At 71.5% G+C, this 15,608-nt stretch carries 11 protein-coding genes; 8 read left to right on the top strand and 3 right to left on the bottom strand.

Annotated features, from left to right (window positions below; genetic code table 11):
- The first annotated feature begins 475 nt into the window (after positions 1 to 475).
- From ACZ3ZE_RS29975 to ACZ3ZE_RS29940, 8 genes are all read left to right on the top strand, one after another.
- Positions 476 to 4,300, top strand: coding sequence for a sensor histidine kinase (locus tag ACZ3ZE_RS29975; RefSeq protein WP_467261461.1), 3,825 nt, complete (start codon positions 476 to 478; stop codon positions 4,298 to 4,300).
- Positions 4,301 to 4,309: 9 nt separating this feature from the next.
- Complete coding sequence (locus ACZ3ZE_RS29970) at positions 4,310 to 4,723, top strand: roadblock/LC7 domain-containing protein (protein WP_046905435.1); 414 nt, start codon at positions 4,310 to 4,312, stop codon at positions 4,721 to 4,723.
- Positions 4,724 to 4,877: 154 nt separating this feature from the next.
- Positions 4,878 to 5,285 (top strand): DUF742 domain-containing protein, encoded by a 408-nt coding sequence (locus tag ACZ3ZE_RS29965; RefSeq protein WP_329424536.1) that lies wholly within the window; start codon positions 4,878 to 4,880, stop codon positions 5,283 to 5,285.
- Positions 5,266 to 5,847, top strand: a complete 582-nt coding sequence (locus ACZ3ZE_RS29960; protein WP_361175095.1) for a GTP-binding protein — start codon at positions 5,266 to 5,268, stop codon at positions 5,845 to 5,847. Before ACZ3ZE_RS29965 ends, ACZ3ZE_RS29960 begins: the two co-directional genes overlap by 20 nt.
- 351 nt (positions 5,848 to 6,198) lie before the next feature.
- Positions 6,199 to 9,450 carry a sensor histidine kinase gene (locus ACZ3ZE_RS29955; protein ID WP_442304403.1) on the top strand — a complete coding sequence of 1,084 codons (3,252 nt, stop codon included), beginning with the start codon at positions 6,199 to 6,201 and terminating at the stop codon, positions 9,448 to 9,450.
- Between the two features lie 10 nt (positions 9,451 to 9,460).
- On the top strand, positions 9,461 to 9,874 hold the full coding sequence (locus ACZ3ZE_RS29950) for a roadblock/LC7 domain-containing protein (RefSeq protein ID WP_053725133.1): 414 nt from the start codon (positions 9,461 to 9,463) through the stop codon (positions 9,872 to 9,874).
- 93 nt (positions 9,875 to 9,967) lie between these two features.
- A complete protein-coding gene (locus ACZ3ZE_RS29945; protein WP_361175101.1) occupies positions 9,968 to 10,534 on the top strand; it encodes a DUF742 domain-containing protein in 567 nt (188 codons plus the stop codon).
- Entirely contained in the window at positions 10,515 to 11,096 is a 582-nt protein-coding gene (locus ACZ3ZE_RS29940) for a GTP-binding protein (RefSeq protein ID WP_046905430.1), read from the top strand. Before ACZ3ZE_RS29945 ends, ACZ3ZE_RS29940 begins: the two co-directional genes overlap by 20 nt.
- A gap of 123 nt (positions 11,097 to 11,219) precedes the next feature.
- Here the strand turns inward: ACZ3ZE_RS29940 and ACZ3ZE_RS29935 are convergent, their stop codons facing one another.
- From ACZ3ZE_RS29935 to ACZ3ZE_RS29925, 3 genes are all read right to left on the bottom strand, one after another.
- Positions 11,220 to 11,426, bottom strand: a complete 207-nt coding sequence (locus ACZ3ZE_RS29935) for an acyl-CoA carboxylase subunit epsilon (protein WP_361175104.1) — start codon at positions 11,424 to 11,426, stop codon at positions 11,220 to 11,222.
- Between the two features lie 15 nt (positions 11,427 to 11,441).
- On the bottom strand, positions 11,442 to 13,025 hold the full coding sequence (locus tag ACZ3ZE_RS29930) for an acyl-CoA carboxylase subunit beta (RefSeq protein WP_361175107.1): 1,584 nt from the start codon (positions 13,023 to 13,025) through the stop codon (positions 11,442 to 11,444).
- Positions 13,026 to 13,168: 143 nt separating this feature from the next.
- Complete coding sequence (locus tag ACZ3ZE_RS29925; RefSeq protein WP_467261459.1) at positions 13,169 to 15,535, bottom strand: polysaccharide lyase 8 family protein; 2,367 nt, start codon at positions 15,533 to 15,535, stop codon at positions 13,169 to 13,171.
- Between the last annotated feature and the right edge of the window lie 73 nt (positions 15,536 to 15,608).

The raw sequence follows: 15,608 nt of genomic DNA, 5'->3' as shown, positions 1-15,608 counted from the left end.
TGGTCGATCCAACGAACTACGTGTGAGTTTGCTCACCACCACGGGAGCAAAAGGGGCATTACGCACCGCCACGGGTCGTCACCGAAACGGACATTCCGCCATTGAATGATCCATTCCGCTCCTGATCATGGCGACTGGGACACCCCGGCCCCCTCGCCCCTTCGCTGCGATACGCCCGATTCCTCCCTGATCATCTTCTACATGGGGTGACATGCCGTTCACACGTTGTCATCCCCTTCGCGCCACGCCCCACAGCCCTTGTTGGAGATCCGGCACTGTGCTGGAATTCCCGCACCGCCGCGGGTTTGCAAGCCGGCGCGCAGGAGGGCGCAACGCAGCGCCGGCCGAGTGGCGGGGAAGGGGGATCTGCGCCGGTCACCGACGACCACCACTGGGGCGCGCCTGCGCCCCACGAAGCCGACACCGTCCTCTCCGCTCACCCGGAGGGACGCCTGGTCCAGAGGTTGCGACGCTAGTGCAGGGACGTTTCAAGAGGGATGGCACGGGCTCTTCCCAGGCCCGGCAGGGCCGAGGGGAAGCTCCGGCGGAGCAGGAGCCGCGTGCCGGAGCCCAGCACGGCTCCTCGGCCCCGCACTCCCCGAACCCGGGACAGGGCGAGAGCGACACCGCCGCGCGCGGTGCCGCCGAGCCGTCCGCCGAGCAGACCGTGCTGCCCAAGGCCGGCACGGAGAACGAGGTCGGGCCCCGAATAGCCCTGCGCAACTGGCGCATCTCCACCCGTCTGGTGGCGCTGCTGACCCTCCCCGTGGTCGCGGCGACCAGCCTCGGCGGCATCCGTATCAGCGAGTCCCTCGAGGACATGCAGCAGCTCGACCACATGCAGCTGCTCACCAAGCTGACCAAGGAGGCCACCGACTTCGCGCAGGCCCTGCAGGCCGAGCGTGACCTGTCGGCGGGTCCGCTGGCCAACGACAAGTCGGTCAGCGACTACCAGATCTCCAACCCGCGCAAGGCGACCGACCGCGCGTACAAGGCGTTCCTCGACGCGACCAACGACATCCCGGCCACCGAGGACGACGAGTCGCTGCGCAGCATCCGGCAGAACGTCAGCCAGATCGCCTCGCAGGTCAGCCAGCTCGGTGCGATCCGCACCTCCGCGTACGAGAAGAACATCGCCCACTCGGTGACGGTCGAGGCGTACAGCCGCCTCATCCGCTCGCTGCTCAGCCTGTCCCAGGACATGGCGCAGGCGACCAGCAACCCGGAGATGATCAAGCGGACCCGCGCGCTCGCCGCGTTCTCGTCCGCCAAGGAGTACGCCTCCATCCAGCAGGCGATCATCGCCGCCGCGCTGCCCTCCAGCGACAGCAAGTCGGGCAGCCTCCAGCTCGGCGACCGCCTCTACGGCGAAGCCGCCCTCAACAGTGAGGGCGTCGAGCTCAAGACCTTCCAGTCGATCTACGAGTCGACCGGTGGCAACGCGGACGAGCTGACCGGCTCCCTGACCAGCGGCAACCCGTCCATCGAGGCGGCCGACAAGTACACCGAGCGGGTACTCCAGTCGGACCGCGGGATGTCCGACCGCGTCAAGCGCGGTCACCTGAACTTCACCGACGAGTACGGCACGAAGATCCAGGCCATGAACACCATCGAGGCCACGCTGCTGGGCGAGATGGAGAGCAAGGCCCGTGAGCTGCGCCAGGAGTCGCAGCGCGACGCCATCATCAACGGTGCGCTGATCCTCCTCGTCCTCGGCGTCTCCCTCGTCGGCGCCTTCGTCGTGGCCCGGTCCATGATCCGCTCGCTGCGCCGGCTCCAGGACACCGCGACCAAGGTCGCCCAGGAACGCCTGCCCGAGCTGGTCAAGCAGCTCTCCGAGTCCGACCCGCAGGACGTCGACACCTCCGTCGAGTCCGTCGGTGTGCACTCCCGCGACGAGATCGGCCAGGTGGCCGCGGCCTTCGACGACGTGCACCGCGAGGCCGTCCGCCTCGCCGCCGAGCAGGCCCTCCTCCGGGGCAACGTCAACGCGATGTTCACCAACCTCTCGCGCCGTTCCCAGGGCCTCATCCAGCGTCAGCTCTCGCTCATCTCCGAGCTGGAGTCCCGCGAGGCCGACCCGGACCAGCTGTCCTCGCTCTTCAAGCTGGACCACCTCGCGACACGTATGCGCCGGAACGGCGAGAACCTCCTCGTCCTCGCCGGTGAGGAGCCGGGCCGTCGCTGGACCCGCCCGGTCCCGCTGGTCGACGTCCTGCGCGCCGCCGCGTCCGAGGTGGAGCAGTACGAGCGCATCGAACTGGCCTCGGTCCCGGCGACCGAGGTCGCCGGCCGGGTCGTCAACGACCTCGTGCACCTCCTCGCCGAGCTGCTGGAGAACGCCACCTCGTTCTCCTCCCCGCAGACCAAGGTCAAGGTCACCGGTCACGCCCTGCCCGACGGCCGGGTGCTCGTCGAGATCCACGACACCGGCATCGGCCTCTCCCCCGAGGACCTCGCCGCGATCAACGAGCGGCTCGCCTCGCCGCCCACCGTGGACGTCTCCGTCTCCCGCCGCATGGGTCTGTTCGTGGTCGGCCGCCTGTCCCTGCGACACGGCATCCGGATCCAGCTCCGCCCGTCCGACTCGGGCGGCACCACCGCGCTCGTCATGCTCCCGGTCGACGTCGCCCACGGCGGCAAGAAGCCCGCGCCGAAGCCCGGCGCCGGCGGCCAGGGCGCCATGCCGCAGGGCCAGTCCGCCCCCGGCGGTCTGCTGACCGGCGGTCCCGGCGCGCCCGGTGGCCCCGGTGCTCCCGGCGGCCGTCCGGGCGGTGCCCCGGGCGCTCCCGGCGGCCGGCTCAACCCCGGTGCCGGACCGCGCACCGCGCTGCCCGGTCGGGACGGCGCCCAGCGCCAGGGCGGTCCGCAGGGCCAGGGCGGTCCGCAGGGCCCGAACCTGTTCCAGGAGCGCAGCCCGCTGCCCGCGCAGGCCCAGGGCCCGCAGACGGCACAGCTGCCGCAGATCCCCCAGGAGCCGCAGCGGCCCGAGCCGCAGCAGCGTCCGGGTCTCGGCGCCCCCGGCGGTTTCGTCGGCGGCGCGCAGAGCGCGATCCCGTCCCGTACGGACGTCTGGGGCGGCCAGCCGGCCGGCCAGGCTCCGCAGCAGCGGGCGCCGCAGGAGCCCCAGCAGGGCCAGAACGGCTTCCCGCGCGCCGAGCTCCCGGGCGGCAACCCGCAGCCGCAGCGCCCGCAGGCCACCAGCTGGGGCAACGACCCGGCGCAGCCGGTCCGCAGGCCGCAGCAGGACATGACGCCGCTCGACGCGCCGCGCGGTCACGAGGAGCCGGACAACACGGGCCGCTACGCGCAGCCCGGCGCCCCGCAGGGCCCCGGCTCCACGGGCCAGTTCCCGCGGCCCGACTTCGGTGCCCCGCAGCAGCAGATGCCGCAGCCGCAGGTGCCGCAGGGCTACCAGGGCGGTGCGCAGGACCCGGCGTCCACCGCGCAGTTCCCGCGGCCCGACTTCGGTGCTCCGCAGGGTCCGGGCTCCACGGGCCAGTTCCCGCGCCCCGACTTCGGCGCCCCGCAGCCGCAGGCCCAGCAGGCCCAGCAGGCCCAGCAGCAGGCGTACGGCCAGCAGCCGTTCGTCCCGCAGGCGCAGACCCCGCAGCAGGTCCCGCAGGGTCAGCCGCAGCAGCAGGCCCCGCAGGCCCCGGCCCCGCGCCGGCAGCCGCAGGACCAGCAGCAGGGCCGGCCCCAGCAGCCGCAGCTCCAGCAGCCGCGCCAGCCGGAGGCCCTGCCGCCGGCGCCGAGCTCCGGTGACGTGCGTACCCCGCTGTACGACACGCTGGAGACCAACTGGTTCCGCCAGGAGCAGGGCCAGGGCCAGACCCCTGGTCAGGTCCCGGGTCAGCCGCAAGGTCAGGCGCAGGGTCAGGCCCCGGGCCAGGCTCCCGCGCGGCACCGGCAGCAGGCCCCGGCTCCGGGCGTCCCCCAGCAGCCCGTCGCCGCGGCCCCGCAGCAGCAGGGTCCGCAGCCGACGCAGGAGCAGCAGCGAGGCGGCGCCTGGCGCACCTCCCCCAATGACGAACTGGTGCGCCAGGCCGAGCGGGTGCGTAAGCCCGCGGCCGGCGGTGTCACCGATTCCGGGCTTCCGCGGCGGGTGCCGCGAGCCAACCTCGTGCCCGGGACCGCCCAGGAGCAGGCCCAGTCGGCCGGCCCCCAGGTCTCCCGTGCACCCGACGACGTCCGCGGCCGGCTCACCAATCTGCGCCGCGGTATCCAGCAGGGCCGACAGGCCGGCAACTCGACCACGGGTTCCCACCACGTCGGTCCGACCCACCAGCAGGAGCACTAGTTGAGCGCGATGAGCCAGGCTGCGCAGAATCTGAACTGGTTGATCACCAACTTCGTGGACAACACCCCCGGGGTGTCCCACACGGTGGTGGTCTCCGCCGACGGTCTGCTCCTTGCCATGTCCGAAGGGTTCCCCCGCGACCGCGCCGACCAGCTGGCGGCGGTCGCGTCCGGACTGACCTCGCTGACCGCGGGGGCGTCCCGGATCTTCGAGGGGGGTCCCGTCGCCCAGACGGTGGTGGAGATGGAGCGCGGCTTCCTCTTCCTCATGTCCGTCTCCGACGGTTCCTCGCTGGCCGTGCTCGCGCACCCCGAGTGCGACATCGGCCTCGTGGGCTACGAGATGGCCCTCCTCGTGGACCGGGCCGGCACCGTCCTCACCCCGGACCTGCGTGCCGAGCTCCAGGGCAGCCTGCTCCACTGAGCCGAAACCGACCTCGTACTCCGAACACGACCGACCGCAGGGCGGTGCGCCCCTCCGCGCCGCCCCCGGACCGTTCATCGTCCGGCCGCCCCACCCGGCCCCCCACCGGCCCCATCAGACGGCAGAACCTTCTGCTGTCACGCCCGGAGGATTCATGACCCCGCCCCCCGCCTCTCACGATCCGTATGGCGCCTCGCTCGACGAGGGGTACGGAGCTGAAGGCGACCAGCCGCTGGTCCGCCCTTACGCGATGACCGGCGGCCGGACCCGGCCGCGCTACCAGCTCGCCATCGAGGCCCTGGTCAGCACCACGGCCGACCCGGCGCATCTGGCCACCCTGCTCCCCGAGCACCAGCGGATCTGCCACCTGTGCCGCGAGGTGAAGTCGGTGGCCGAGGTCTCGGCGCTCCTGTCGATGCCGCTCGGTGTGGCCCGCATCCTCGTCGCCGACCTGGCGGAGGCGGGCATGGTGGCGATCCACCAGCCGGGCAACGGAGAGGCCGGCGGCACGCCGGACGTGACGCTCCTGGAAAGGGTGCTCAGTGGACTTCGCAAGCTCTAACGGCGGCGCGGCCCGTTCCACCACCAGCGCGAAGATCGTGGTGGCGGGTGGCTTCGGCGTCGGCAAGACCACGTTCGTGGGGGCGGTCTCCGAGATCAACCCGCTGCGGACCGAGGCCGTGATGACGTCCGCGTCCGCGGGCATCGACGACCTCACCCACACCGGGGGCAAGACCACCACGACGGTGGCGATGGACTTCGGCCGCATCACCCTGGACCAGGACCTGATCCTGTACCTGTTCGGTACGCCGGGCCAGGACCGTTTCTGGTTCATGTGGGACGACCTCGTCCGCGGCGCCATCGGTGCCGTGGTGCTGGTCGACACCCGGCGGCTCGCCGACTGCTTCCCCGCGGTCGACTACTTCGAGAACTCGGGCCTCCCCTTCGTCATCGCCCTCAACGGCTTCGACGGACACCAGCCGTACAACCCGGAAGAGGTCCGTGAGGCCCTCCAGATCGGGCCCGACACCCCGATCATCGTCACGGACGCCCGCCACCGCGCGGACGCCAAGAGCGCGCTCATCACCCTGGTCGAGCACGCCCTCATGGCGCGGCTGAAGTAGTACACATCAAGTAGAAGTTGATATACGGAAGTTGTCGTAGAGGTTTTGGGGGCGGTCTGTGTCCTTCGACACGGCCACCCCCGAGTTCATAACATTTCGACAGAGAATTGGGCCGCCTCGGACACCCGACGCATCCGATCGGTGCCGCTGCGCTCACATGAGCCCCGCCATTTGGCGGGGCTCGCTCTTTATGCCCGTTTTATCTCTGGCGTGAAGCCCAAAAACCGGCTGCTTCGCACTGTTTGGAAGGGACCCCCTTCACGTGCTGCAATTCATGAACTCCCGAGTAGTACGGCCCTGAACGAAACACCGGCACAACGTAGGTGCCGACGCCGAGAGGTTGTTGGTCGAGTGAGGCGAAGCAAGGAAAGCTCCGCGGAGCAGCAGACGCGGGGCAACTTCACGCCGCCGTCGCGCGCGGCGATGTCGCCCGCGGACGAGCCCGTGACGCCCCCGGCCCCGAGCCGCAAGGGCAGCTCCAGCAAGCTGTCCCCGCGCAACTGGCGCGTGCCCACCAGGCTGAACGCGATCCTGCTCATACCCGTCCTCGTCGGTCTGGTCATGGGCGGCTTCCAGGTGAAGGCGTCCATCGACACCTGGCAGGAGGCGCAGGACGCCGAGAAGACGGCGCTCATCGTGCGCGCCGCCTCCCAGTACGGCCAGGCGCTGCTCAACGAGCGTGACCTCACCGCCGCTCCCCTGCTCAGGGCCAAGACGGCCGAGGACCGGCAGAGCGACGAGGTCACCCAGGCGTACGCCGCCACCGACGCCGCCAAGCTCAGCTTCGACGAGGCCGTCAAGGACATGCCCAGCGGGCAGGGCCTGGAGCGGCGCCTCAAGCTGTTCCGGGACTCCGAGCCCAAGCTGGAGGGGCTGCGCAAGATCGCCTACACGCGCTCCCTCGACCCGGTGAACACCCAGCTCGGCTACACGGGCATCCAGCACTACCTGATGGAGTTCTCCAACGAGCTCGGTCTGGGCACCGGCAACATCACCAGCTACGGCCGCACGGTCTACGCGATCCAGCTCGCGAAGGCCGCCGAGTCGCTCCAGCGGTCGATCGGCACCCAGCTCCTCGTGCGTCCCAGCAAGAAGGACGACGTCTTCGCGCAGCAGTCGGTTGCGTTCAACTCGTACAACTATCTGGAGCAGATCGCCCTGGGCGAGTTCCAGTCCGGTGGTACCGAGGCCGACGTCGAGCGGCTGAAGCAGGTCATGGCCGGCAAGGCCGCCGACGGCGCCAAGAAGATGGCGGGCGCCGGCGTCGAGCTGCCCAAGGGCAAGGACGACTCCGTCTACACCGGTGTCGCCCAGCTGATCGGCTCCGCCAAGGACCCCGAGGCGCTCGCCGACCTCAAGAGCCAGGGCATCACGCCCGAGAGCTGGCTGGCCGTCTCCACCGGCAAGTTCGACGGCTACACCGAGGTGGAGAAGGAGCTCGTCGACAAGGCCGTGACGGAGGCCGCCGACATCTCCGACGGCGCCCAGACCGACGCGTACGTCAACGGCGGCATCGTCGTGATCGCCCTGCTCGCCGCCTTCATCCTGGCCGGGATGATGGCCCGGCAGATGAGCCGCTCGATGCGCGAGCTGCGCACCGCCGCCTTCGGCATCGCCGAGCAGCGCCTGCCGATGCTGGTCGACCAGCTGTCCCGTACCGAGCCCGGCCGGGTCGACACCCGCGTGCAGCCCATCCCGATCGACTCCCAGGACGAGATCGGCGAGGTCGCCCGCGCCTTCGACCAGGTGCACCGCGAGGCCGTCCGGCTCGCCGCCGAGCAGGCCATGCTCCGGGGCAACGTCAACGCGATCTTCACCAACCTGTCGCGCCGCAACCAGTCGCTGATCGAGGGCCAGCTGACCCTCATCACCGACCTGGAGAACAACGAGGCCGACCCGGACCAGCTGGAGAACCTCTTCAAGCTGGACCACCTGGCGACCCGTATGCGCCGCAACGGCGAGAACCTCCTCGTCCTCGCCGGCGAGGAGCCCGGCCGCCGCTGGGACCAGCCGGTCCCGCTGGTCGACGTCATGCGCGCCGCCTCCTCCGAGGTGGAGCAGTACGAGCGCATCGAGCTGGCCGGCGTGCCGGAGGCCGAGATCCACGGCCAGGCCGTGACCGACCTCGTGCACCTGCTCGCCGAGCTCCTGGAGAACGCCACCACGTTCTCCTCCCCGCAGACCAAGGTCCGCGTCACCGCGACCCGTCTCCCCGACGGCCGCGTGATGGTCGAGATCCACGACAAGGGCATCGGCCTGACCGCCGAGGACTTCGCGGACATCAACCACAAGCTGGCCAACCCGCCGACGGTGGACGCCGCCGTCTCGCAGCGCATGGGCCTCTTCGTGGTCGGCCGCCTCGCCGACCGGCACGGCATCCGCGTCCAGCTCCGCCCCTCGGGCGAGCAGGCCGGCACGACCTCGCTGGTCATGCTGCCGGACGCGATCACCCACGGCGGTGGCGGCGAGCAGCCGACGCAGGACGACTTCACCGTCTCGCAGATGATCCCGCAGCAGCAGCACTCGGCCTTCGAGGCGCCGCAGCAGCAGCTCCAGCCGATGCGGACCGCCGCGGAGCTCGGCTTCGACGACTCCCGCTACGAGGAGCCGGCCGAGGAGCAGCAGCTCGACCCGGTGAACCGTTCGCTGCAGCGCGAGGAGCGCCGCGCCAACCTGGAGGCCCAGGCGCAGGGCGGGGAGCACCCGCTGTACCGGGACGAGGCCGACGCCGCCGCGCAGCAGGGCTTCGCGCCGCAGGAGCAGGCGCCGGAGCACGCGCAGCCGTACGCCACGGAGTACCCGAACGCCGAGTACCCGAACGCCGGCTACCCCGCCGAGTACCCGCAGGAGCAGAACGGCTTCGGCTACGCCCCGCAGGGTTACCCGGAGCAGCAGGCCCAGCAGGGCTACGCGCAGCCGGTCGACGGCTACCGGGACCAGGCGTATGCGGAAGCCGCGTACGACGGTCAGGCCGGTGGCCACACGGCGTACGAGAACAGCTACGAACCCCAGGCCCACCAGGGTGACTGGCCTCAGCAGACGGCGTACCAGAACGGTTACGCGCAGGAGTTCGGGACCGAATCGGAATCTGTCCAGGCCGCTCCCGAACAGGCCCCCGAGCGCGTAGGCTTCGACCGTCCGGGTCCCACGCAGAGTCCCACCCCGGACGCCGGCCACGCACTGACCGACGCCGGTCTGCCGCGCCGCGGCAGCGTCGCCCCGCAGGCGCCGCAGACCCCGCAGGCAACGCAGCAGCCCGCGCCGCCGGCCCAGCCCGCGCAGCCGGTCGCCGACGCAGCCGAAGGCACCGAGGACTGGCGCTCCGCCAATGACGAGCGCTGGTCCCGGGCCGAGAAGCTCCGCGATCCGAAGGCGGGCGGGGTCACCCCCTCCGGTCTTCCGCGGCGGGTCCCCAAGGCCAACCTGGTCGAGGGATCGGCGGAGCACACCCCGCAGGGCGGCCCCCAGGTCTCCCGCGCACCCGAGGACGTGCGGGGCAGGTTGAGCAACCTGCGCCGCGGTGTCCAGCAGGGACGCAACGCGGGGACGGACACGAACGGATCGGGCCTCGGCCCGGGTAGTACCTACAACCAGGAGCGTTAGTGTGAGCCCGATGAGCCAGGCGGCGCAGAATCTGAACTGGTTGATCACCAACTTCGTGGACAACACCCCCGGGGTGTCCCACACGGTGGTGGTCTCCGCCGACGGACTCCTGCTCGCGATGTCCGAGGGTTTCCCCCGGGACCGTGCCGACCAGCTGGCGGCGGTCGCCTCCGGGCTGACCTCGCTGACCGCGGGCGCGTCCCGCATCTTCGAGGGCGGCGCGGTCAACCAGACCGTGGTGGAGATGGAGCGCGGCTTCCTCTTCATCATGTCGGTCTCGGACGGGTCCTCGCTGGCCGTGCTGGCCCACCCGGAGGCCGACATCGGTCTGGTGGGCTACGAGATGGCACTGCTGGTCGACCGTGCGGGAAGCGTCCTGACTCCTGACCTCCGGGCGGAGCTTCAGGGAAGTCTTCTCAACTAACAGACAGACAGTGCGTTTCTCGTCACCGCCCCGTAGGGTGCGGTGGCGCGGTTCCAAGGGACATGGAGCCGCGAGGCAGTCGGAGGAGGAGACGTGGGAACACCCCCGGGCAGTAGCCCTTACAACGGTTTCGACGCGCACCGGGCGCCGCAGGGCGACCCGGCGCAGAACCGGTTCAACTTTCCCTCCACGCCGAGCAGACAGGGTGTACCGCAGCCCTACCAGCAGCAGCCGCAGCCTCAGCCCTCCGCCGCCGGCAGCCCGAGCGCGTCCACCGCGCCGGGCCACCGGTCGGGCGGTCAGGGCAGCTCGGGCGGGCACAACCCGCTCGTACGTCCGTATGCGATGACCGGCGGCCGGACCCGGCCGCGTTACCAGCTCGCCATCGAGGCGCTGGTCAGCACGACGGCCGATCCGTCCCGGCTGCAGGGGCAGTTGCCCGAGCACCAGCGGATCTGCCGGCTGTGCTTCGAGATCAAGTCGGTCGCGGAGATCTCGGCCCTTCTCTCCATCCCCCTCGGCGTTGCCCGGATTCTCGTCGCCGACCTGGCGGAGGCCGGACTTGTCGCCATCCACCAGCCCGGCGGCGACGAGGCCGCCGGCGGTCAGCCAGACGTGACACTGCTCGAAAGGGTGCTCAGTGGACTTCGCAAGCTCTAACGGCGGCGCGGCCCGTTCAACCACCAGCGCGAAGATCGTGGTGGCGGGTGGCTTCGGCGTGGGCAAGACCACGTTCGTCGGCGCGGTCTCGGAGATCAACCCGCTGCGGACCGAGGCCGTGATGACGTCCGCGTCCGCGGGCATCGACGACCTCACCCACACCGGCGACAAGACGACGACGACTGTCGCCATGGACTTCGGCCGCATCACCCTGGACCAGGACCTGATCCTGTACCTCTTCGGTACGCCGGGCCAGGACCGCTTCTGGTTCATGTGGGACGACCTCGTCCGCGGCGCCATCGGCGCCGTCGTCCTCGTCGACACCCGGCGACTCGCCGACTGCTTCCCCGCGGTCGACTACTTCGAGAACTCGGGCCTCCCCTTCGTCATCGCCCTCAACGGCTTCGACGGACACCAGCCGTACAACCCCGAAGAGGTCCGCGAGGCCCTCCAGATCGGGCCCGACACCCCGATCATCACCACCGACGCCCGCCACCGCGCGGACGCCAAGAGCGCGCTCATCACCCTGGTCGAGCACGCCCTCATGGCGCGCCTGCGGTAACCGTCCCGACGGGCCGAGGAGGTACGGAGGCCCCGTACGCCGTTCGCGGTGTACGGGGCCTTCGCCGTGTCCGGGTACGCCGAAGGGGCCCCCGGTCTCCCGGGGGCCCCTTCGGTACGGGCGTCAGCGCCAGCTGTGCGGGGCGCGGAAGCCGTTCTCGCGCTCCAGGCGGCGCCAGCCGGCCGTGGAGCGGCCGTGGGCGGTCAGCGTGCTCTCGTCGGGCTGGGCGGCGGCGCGGGCCAGCAGGACCGCGGTGATCGCGGCCAGCTCCTCGGGCTCGGCGTGCCCCTTCTCGACGCGGAGAAGGTTGGCTGTGGCAGGCGTGGTCACTTGGGTGGGCTCCTCTTACTGAGGCGGGTTGCCGTGCTTGCGGGACGGCAGGTCGGCGTGCTTGGTGCGGAGCATCGCGAGGGACTTGGCGAGTACCTCGCGGGTCTCGGCGGGGTCGATGACGTCGTCGACCAGGCCGCGCTCCGCGGCGTAGTAGGGGTGCATCAGCTCGGCCTTGTACTCCTTGACCATGCGCGCACGCATGGCCTCGGGGTCCGCGGCCTCCGCGATCTGCTTGCGGAAGATCACGTTGGCGGCGCCTTCGGCACCCATCACCGCGATTTCGTTGGTGGGCCAGGCGTACGTCAGGTCGGCGCCGATCGACTGGGAGTCCATGACGATGTACGCGCCGCCGTACGCCTTGCGCAGGATCAGCGAGATCCGGGGCACGGTCGCGTTGCAGTACGCGTAGAGCAGCTTCGCGCCGTGGCGGATGATTCCACCGTGCTCCTGGTCGACGCCGGGCAGGAAGCCGGGTACGTCCAGAAGAGTGATGATCGGAATGTTGAACGCGTCGCACATCTGCACGAAGCGGGCGGCCTTCTCGGAGGCCTCGATGTCGAGCACGCCGGCCAGCGACTGGGGCTGGTTGGCGACGATGCCGACGACCTGGCCGTCGAGCCGGGCGAGGGCGCAGATGATGTTGCGGGCCCAGCGCTCGTGGATCTCCAGGTAGTCGCCGTCGTCGACGAGCTCCTCGATGACCTTGTGCATGTCGTACGGGCGGTTGCCGTCGGCGGGCACGAGGTCGAGCAGCACGTCCGAGCGGCGGTCGGCCGGGTCCTCGGAGGCGACGGTCGGCGGGTTCTCGCGGTTGTTCTGCGGGAGCATCGACAGGAGGTAGCGCACCTCGGCGATGCAGGTCTCCTCGTCGTCGTACGCGAAGTGCGCGACGCCGGAGGTCTCGGCGTGCACGTCGGCGCCGCCGAGGCCGTTCTGGGTGATCTCCTCGCCGGTGACCGCCTTGACGACGTCCGGGCCGGTGATGAACATCTGCGAGGTCTCGCGGACCATGAAGACGAAGTCGGTGAGGGCGGGGCTGTAGGCCGCGCCGCCGGCGCACGGGCCGAGCATCACCGAGATCTGCGGGATGACGCCCGAGGCGCGGGTGTTGCGCTGGAAGATGCCGCCGTAGCCGGCGAGGGCGGAGACGCCCTCCTGGATGCGGGCGCCGGCGCCGTCGTTCAGGGAGACCAGCGGGGCACCGGCCGCGATGGCCATGTCCATGATCTTGTGGATCTTGGTGGCGTGGGCCTCGCCGAGGGCGCCGCCGAAGATCCGGAAGTCGTGCGCGTAGACGAAGACCGTGCGGCCGTCGACGGTGCCCCAGCCGGTGATGACGCCGTCGGTGTACGGCTTCTTCGACTCCAGGCCGAAGCCGCTGGCGCGGTGCCGGCGGAGCTGCTCGACCTCCTGGAAGGAACCGGCGTCGAGCAGCAGCTCGATGCGCTCACGAGCGGTCAGCTTGCCCTTGGCGTGCTGGGCCTCGGTCGCTCGGTCACTCGGGCCACGCCGAGCCTGCTCGCGCAGCTCGTGCAGCTCGGCCACACGGCCACGGGCGTCAGCGGGCTCGCTCGGGATCTGGTCCACAACGGTCATGTACCGACCCTACGAACTCAGGCAAGGAAACCCCGCCGTCGACTCCGTACAGTCTCCCGTGTCGATTCCTGGTGGGGCTTGACAGAACCTTGGCCCCACCAGGCCGAGTCAACAGCCAGACACCCCAGGTGATTGTAGGGTTTCTACACAAGCACATCGCAACGGTGGGTGGCCCCCGCGGTACCGGGCGTGATCCGCAGCCGCAGCGCCGCCCCCGTGCCGAGCACCTCGACGGTGGCGTCGTGGGCGAGCACCGCGCGCACCGGCCGGTCCCAGACCAGCTCGAACGGCTGCCCCGACCGCACCGGCTCGCTCACCCGCAGCGTCACCGTGGAGCGGCTCCGCCGCAGCAGCAGGCTCGCGGGCGCGGACACGGTGAGCCGGTCCACCGTACCGGCCTGCCAGAAGGAGGCCGCCGTCAGTCCGAGCGAGGGCACGGCGACCGCCTGCCGGGCGGCGTCGTTGGCGAGGATCCGCAGCCAGCCGGGGTCGGCGGCGCGGGCGGCGAGGGTGCGCGCCGAGGCCCCCGGCATCAGGAGGTAGGCGTACGAGGCGCCCGTCGGGTCGGTGCCGTGGTCCAGCCAGAGGGTCTGGTAGCGGCGGGTGCGGCGCTCGGTGGAGCTGGTGGTGTTGATGTCGCTCCAGGCGCCCGTGCGGTCCTCGCGCAGGGTGCGCAGCCCTCCCGTACCGCCCGGGAGGACCCAGCCGCCGTGGCCTTCGAGGTGGGCCCAGCCGTCGCCGGTGGTGAGGGCCTCGGTGCCGGCCTCGCCGAGCAGGCGGTTGTCGACGACGGTCTCGACGGGGACGCCGTCGCGCGCGGTGATCCCGGCGCCCAGGCAGATGACGGTGTCGGCGGCGCAGAACCAGGACTTGCGGGCCTCCAGGGTGGAGCCGAGGCCCTTGAGGTGCTGGCCCACGGCGGCGAACTCCCCGTCGGTGGCGCCGCCGACCCACTGCACGGCCGGCCGGGCGGCGCCCCACTCGCCGCCCGCGCGGTCGGCGAGGCGCTTGGTGGAGACGGTGGTGCCGGGCAGCCGGTAGGGGTCGACGGTGGGCCAGAACCAGTCGGTGTACTGGTCGCCCTGGCCCCGGGTCCACCAGGAGAGCATGCCGGCGCCGGTGTGCCAGCCGCGCGGGTGCTCGCCGTTGCCGCACTCGTAGTACGCGATGCGCTCGGAGGCCATGGCGATGTTGGCGGCCCAGCCAGGGCGGCGGTGCACGGCCCGGTCCATGGCGGCGAACAGGCGGTGGCCGGTGGGTTCGGGCGCGGCCGGGGCGGGGGCGGCGGCGATGGCGTGCAGCCGGGCGAGGTCGGCGACGCCGAGCTGGCGGGCGGCGAGGACCGGGGAGACGGTGTCCCGCTCGATCCAGCCCTTCACGCGGGCGTGCCAGCGGGTCCGCTCGGCGGGGCTCGCGCCGCCGGCGAGCAGGGCGATGGCGGCGATGAGGCCCTGCCCGTGGAAGTGGTCGGAGCGCATGATCCGCCGCTCGTCGCTCTTCAGGTAGCCGCGGCTGACGGCCCGCCCGTTGACGCTGTCCATCATCAGGCCGTCGTAGATGAGGGGCGCGTAGGCGTGCTCGACGCTGTCGAGGATGATCTGCCGGTTCGGGTCGGTGACCTCCCAGGGGGAGCCGGCGAGCAGGGTGAAGAGCCGGCCGAGGCCGTCGAGCATGACCTGGCCGTAGGTGCCGGAGTAGGCGACCCAGGTGTGCTGGACGAAGGAGCCGTCGGCGTAGAGGCCGTCGCCCTTCGTGACGTACGGGAAGACGGGCGAGAGGGCGTCGCGGGCGAGGGCCAGCTTGGCGGGGTGCGCGCCGAGCACACCGCGCAGGGCGACCGAGCGGCACAGGTCGACCCGGTTGGCGCCGGTGGAGGTGCCGGTGTACGCGCCGATCGCGGAGTCCGGGACGAAGTGGTCGACGGCGGCGCAGGCGGCGGCGATCCGGTCGGCGCCGAGCAGCGGGTGGAGGGCGGCGACGATGTCCATGAGCAGGCGCGGGGCGCCTATCTGCCACTCCCACCAGTTGCCGTACCGGGTGGTGCCGGAGTGGTAGACCCGCTCGGAGAGGTGGTCGAGGCCGCGCAGGACGTCGGCGAGGAGGGCGGGGTCGCCGGTGGAGCCGGTGCCGTCCTGGACGTACGCCTGGGTCATCGTCCACAGCCGCCCGTAGCCCTGGGTGATGCCGGCGGGCGGGTCGAAGGGGGCGTCGGGCCACAGGGAGTTCGCGGCGGGCGCCATGGTGGCGCGGAAGCCGCGGGCGAGGGTGCCGGTCTCGGCGAGCCGGGAGGCGTAGGGCTCGGCCCCGGCGTCGTAGCCGGAGCCGAGCTGGAGGTCGAGCCAGCGCAGCCGCAGGGTCTCGAACGCGTCACCGCCGGGCTCGGCGGACTGGGCGGCCTGGGCGAGGGGAGCGGCCTGGGCGTGGGGTGCGAGGGCGAGGGCGGCCGCGGCGGCGGAGGTGGCGCCGAGGAAGGTGCGGCGGGACCAGCCGCTTGCGAAGGGGACGGACACGGGAGCCTCCCGGGGGAAGAGGTGGGGACCGGTTGGCGCCCGGTGTAGCATCCGTCGCCCGACGCAATCAATG

Source organism: Streptomyces sp. NPDC023157 (assembly GCF_055560575.1).
This window is presented reverse-complemented; position numbering and strand designations above follow the sequence as displayed.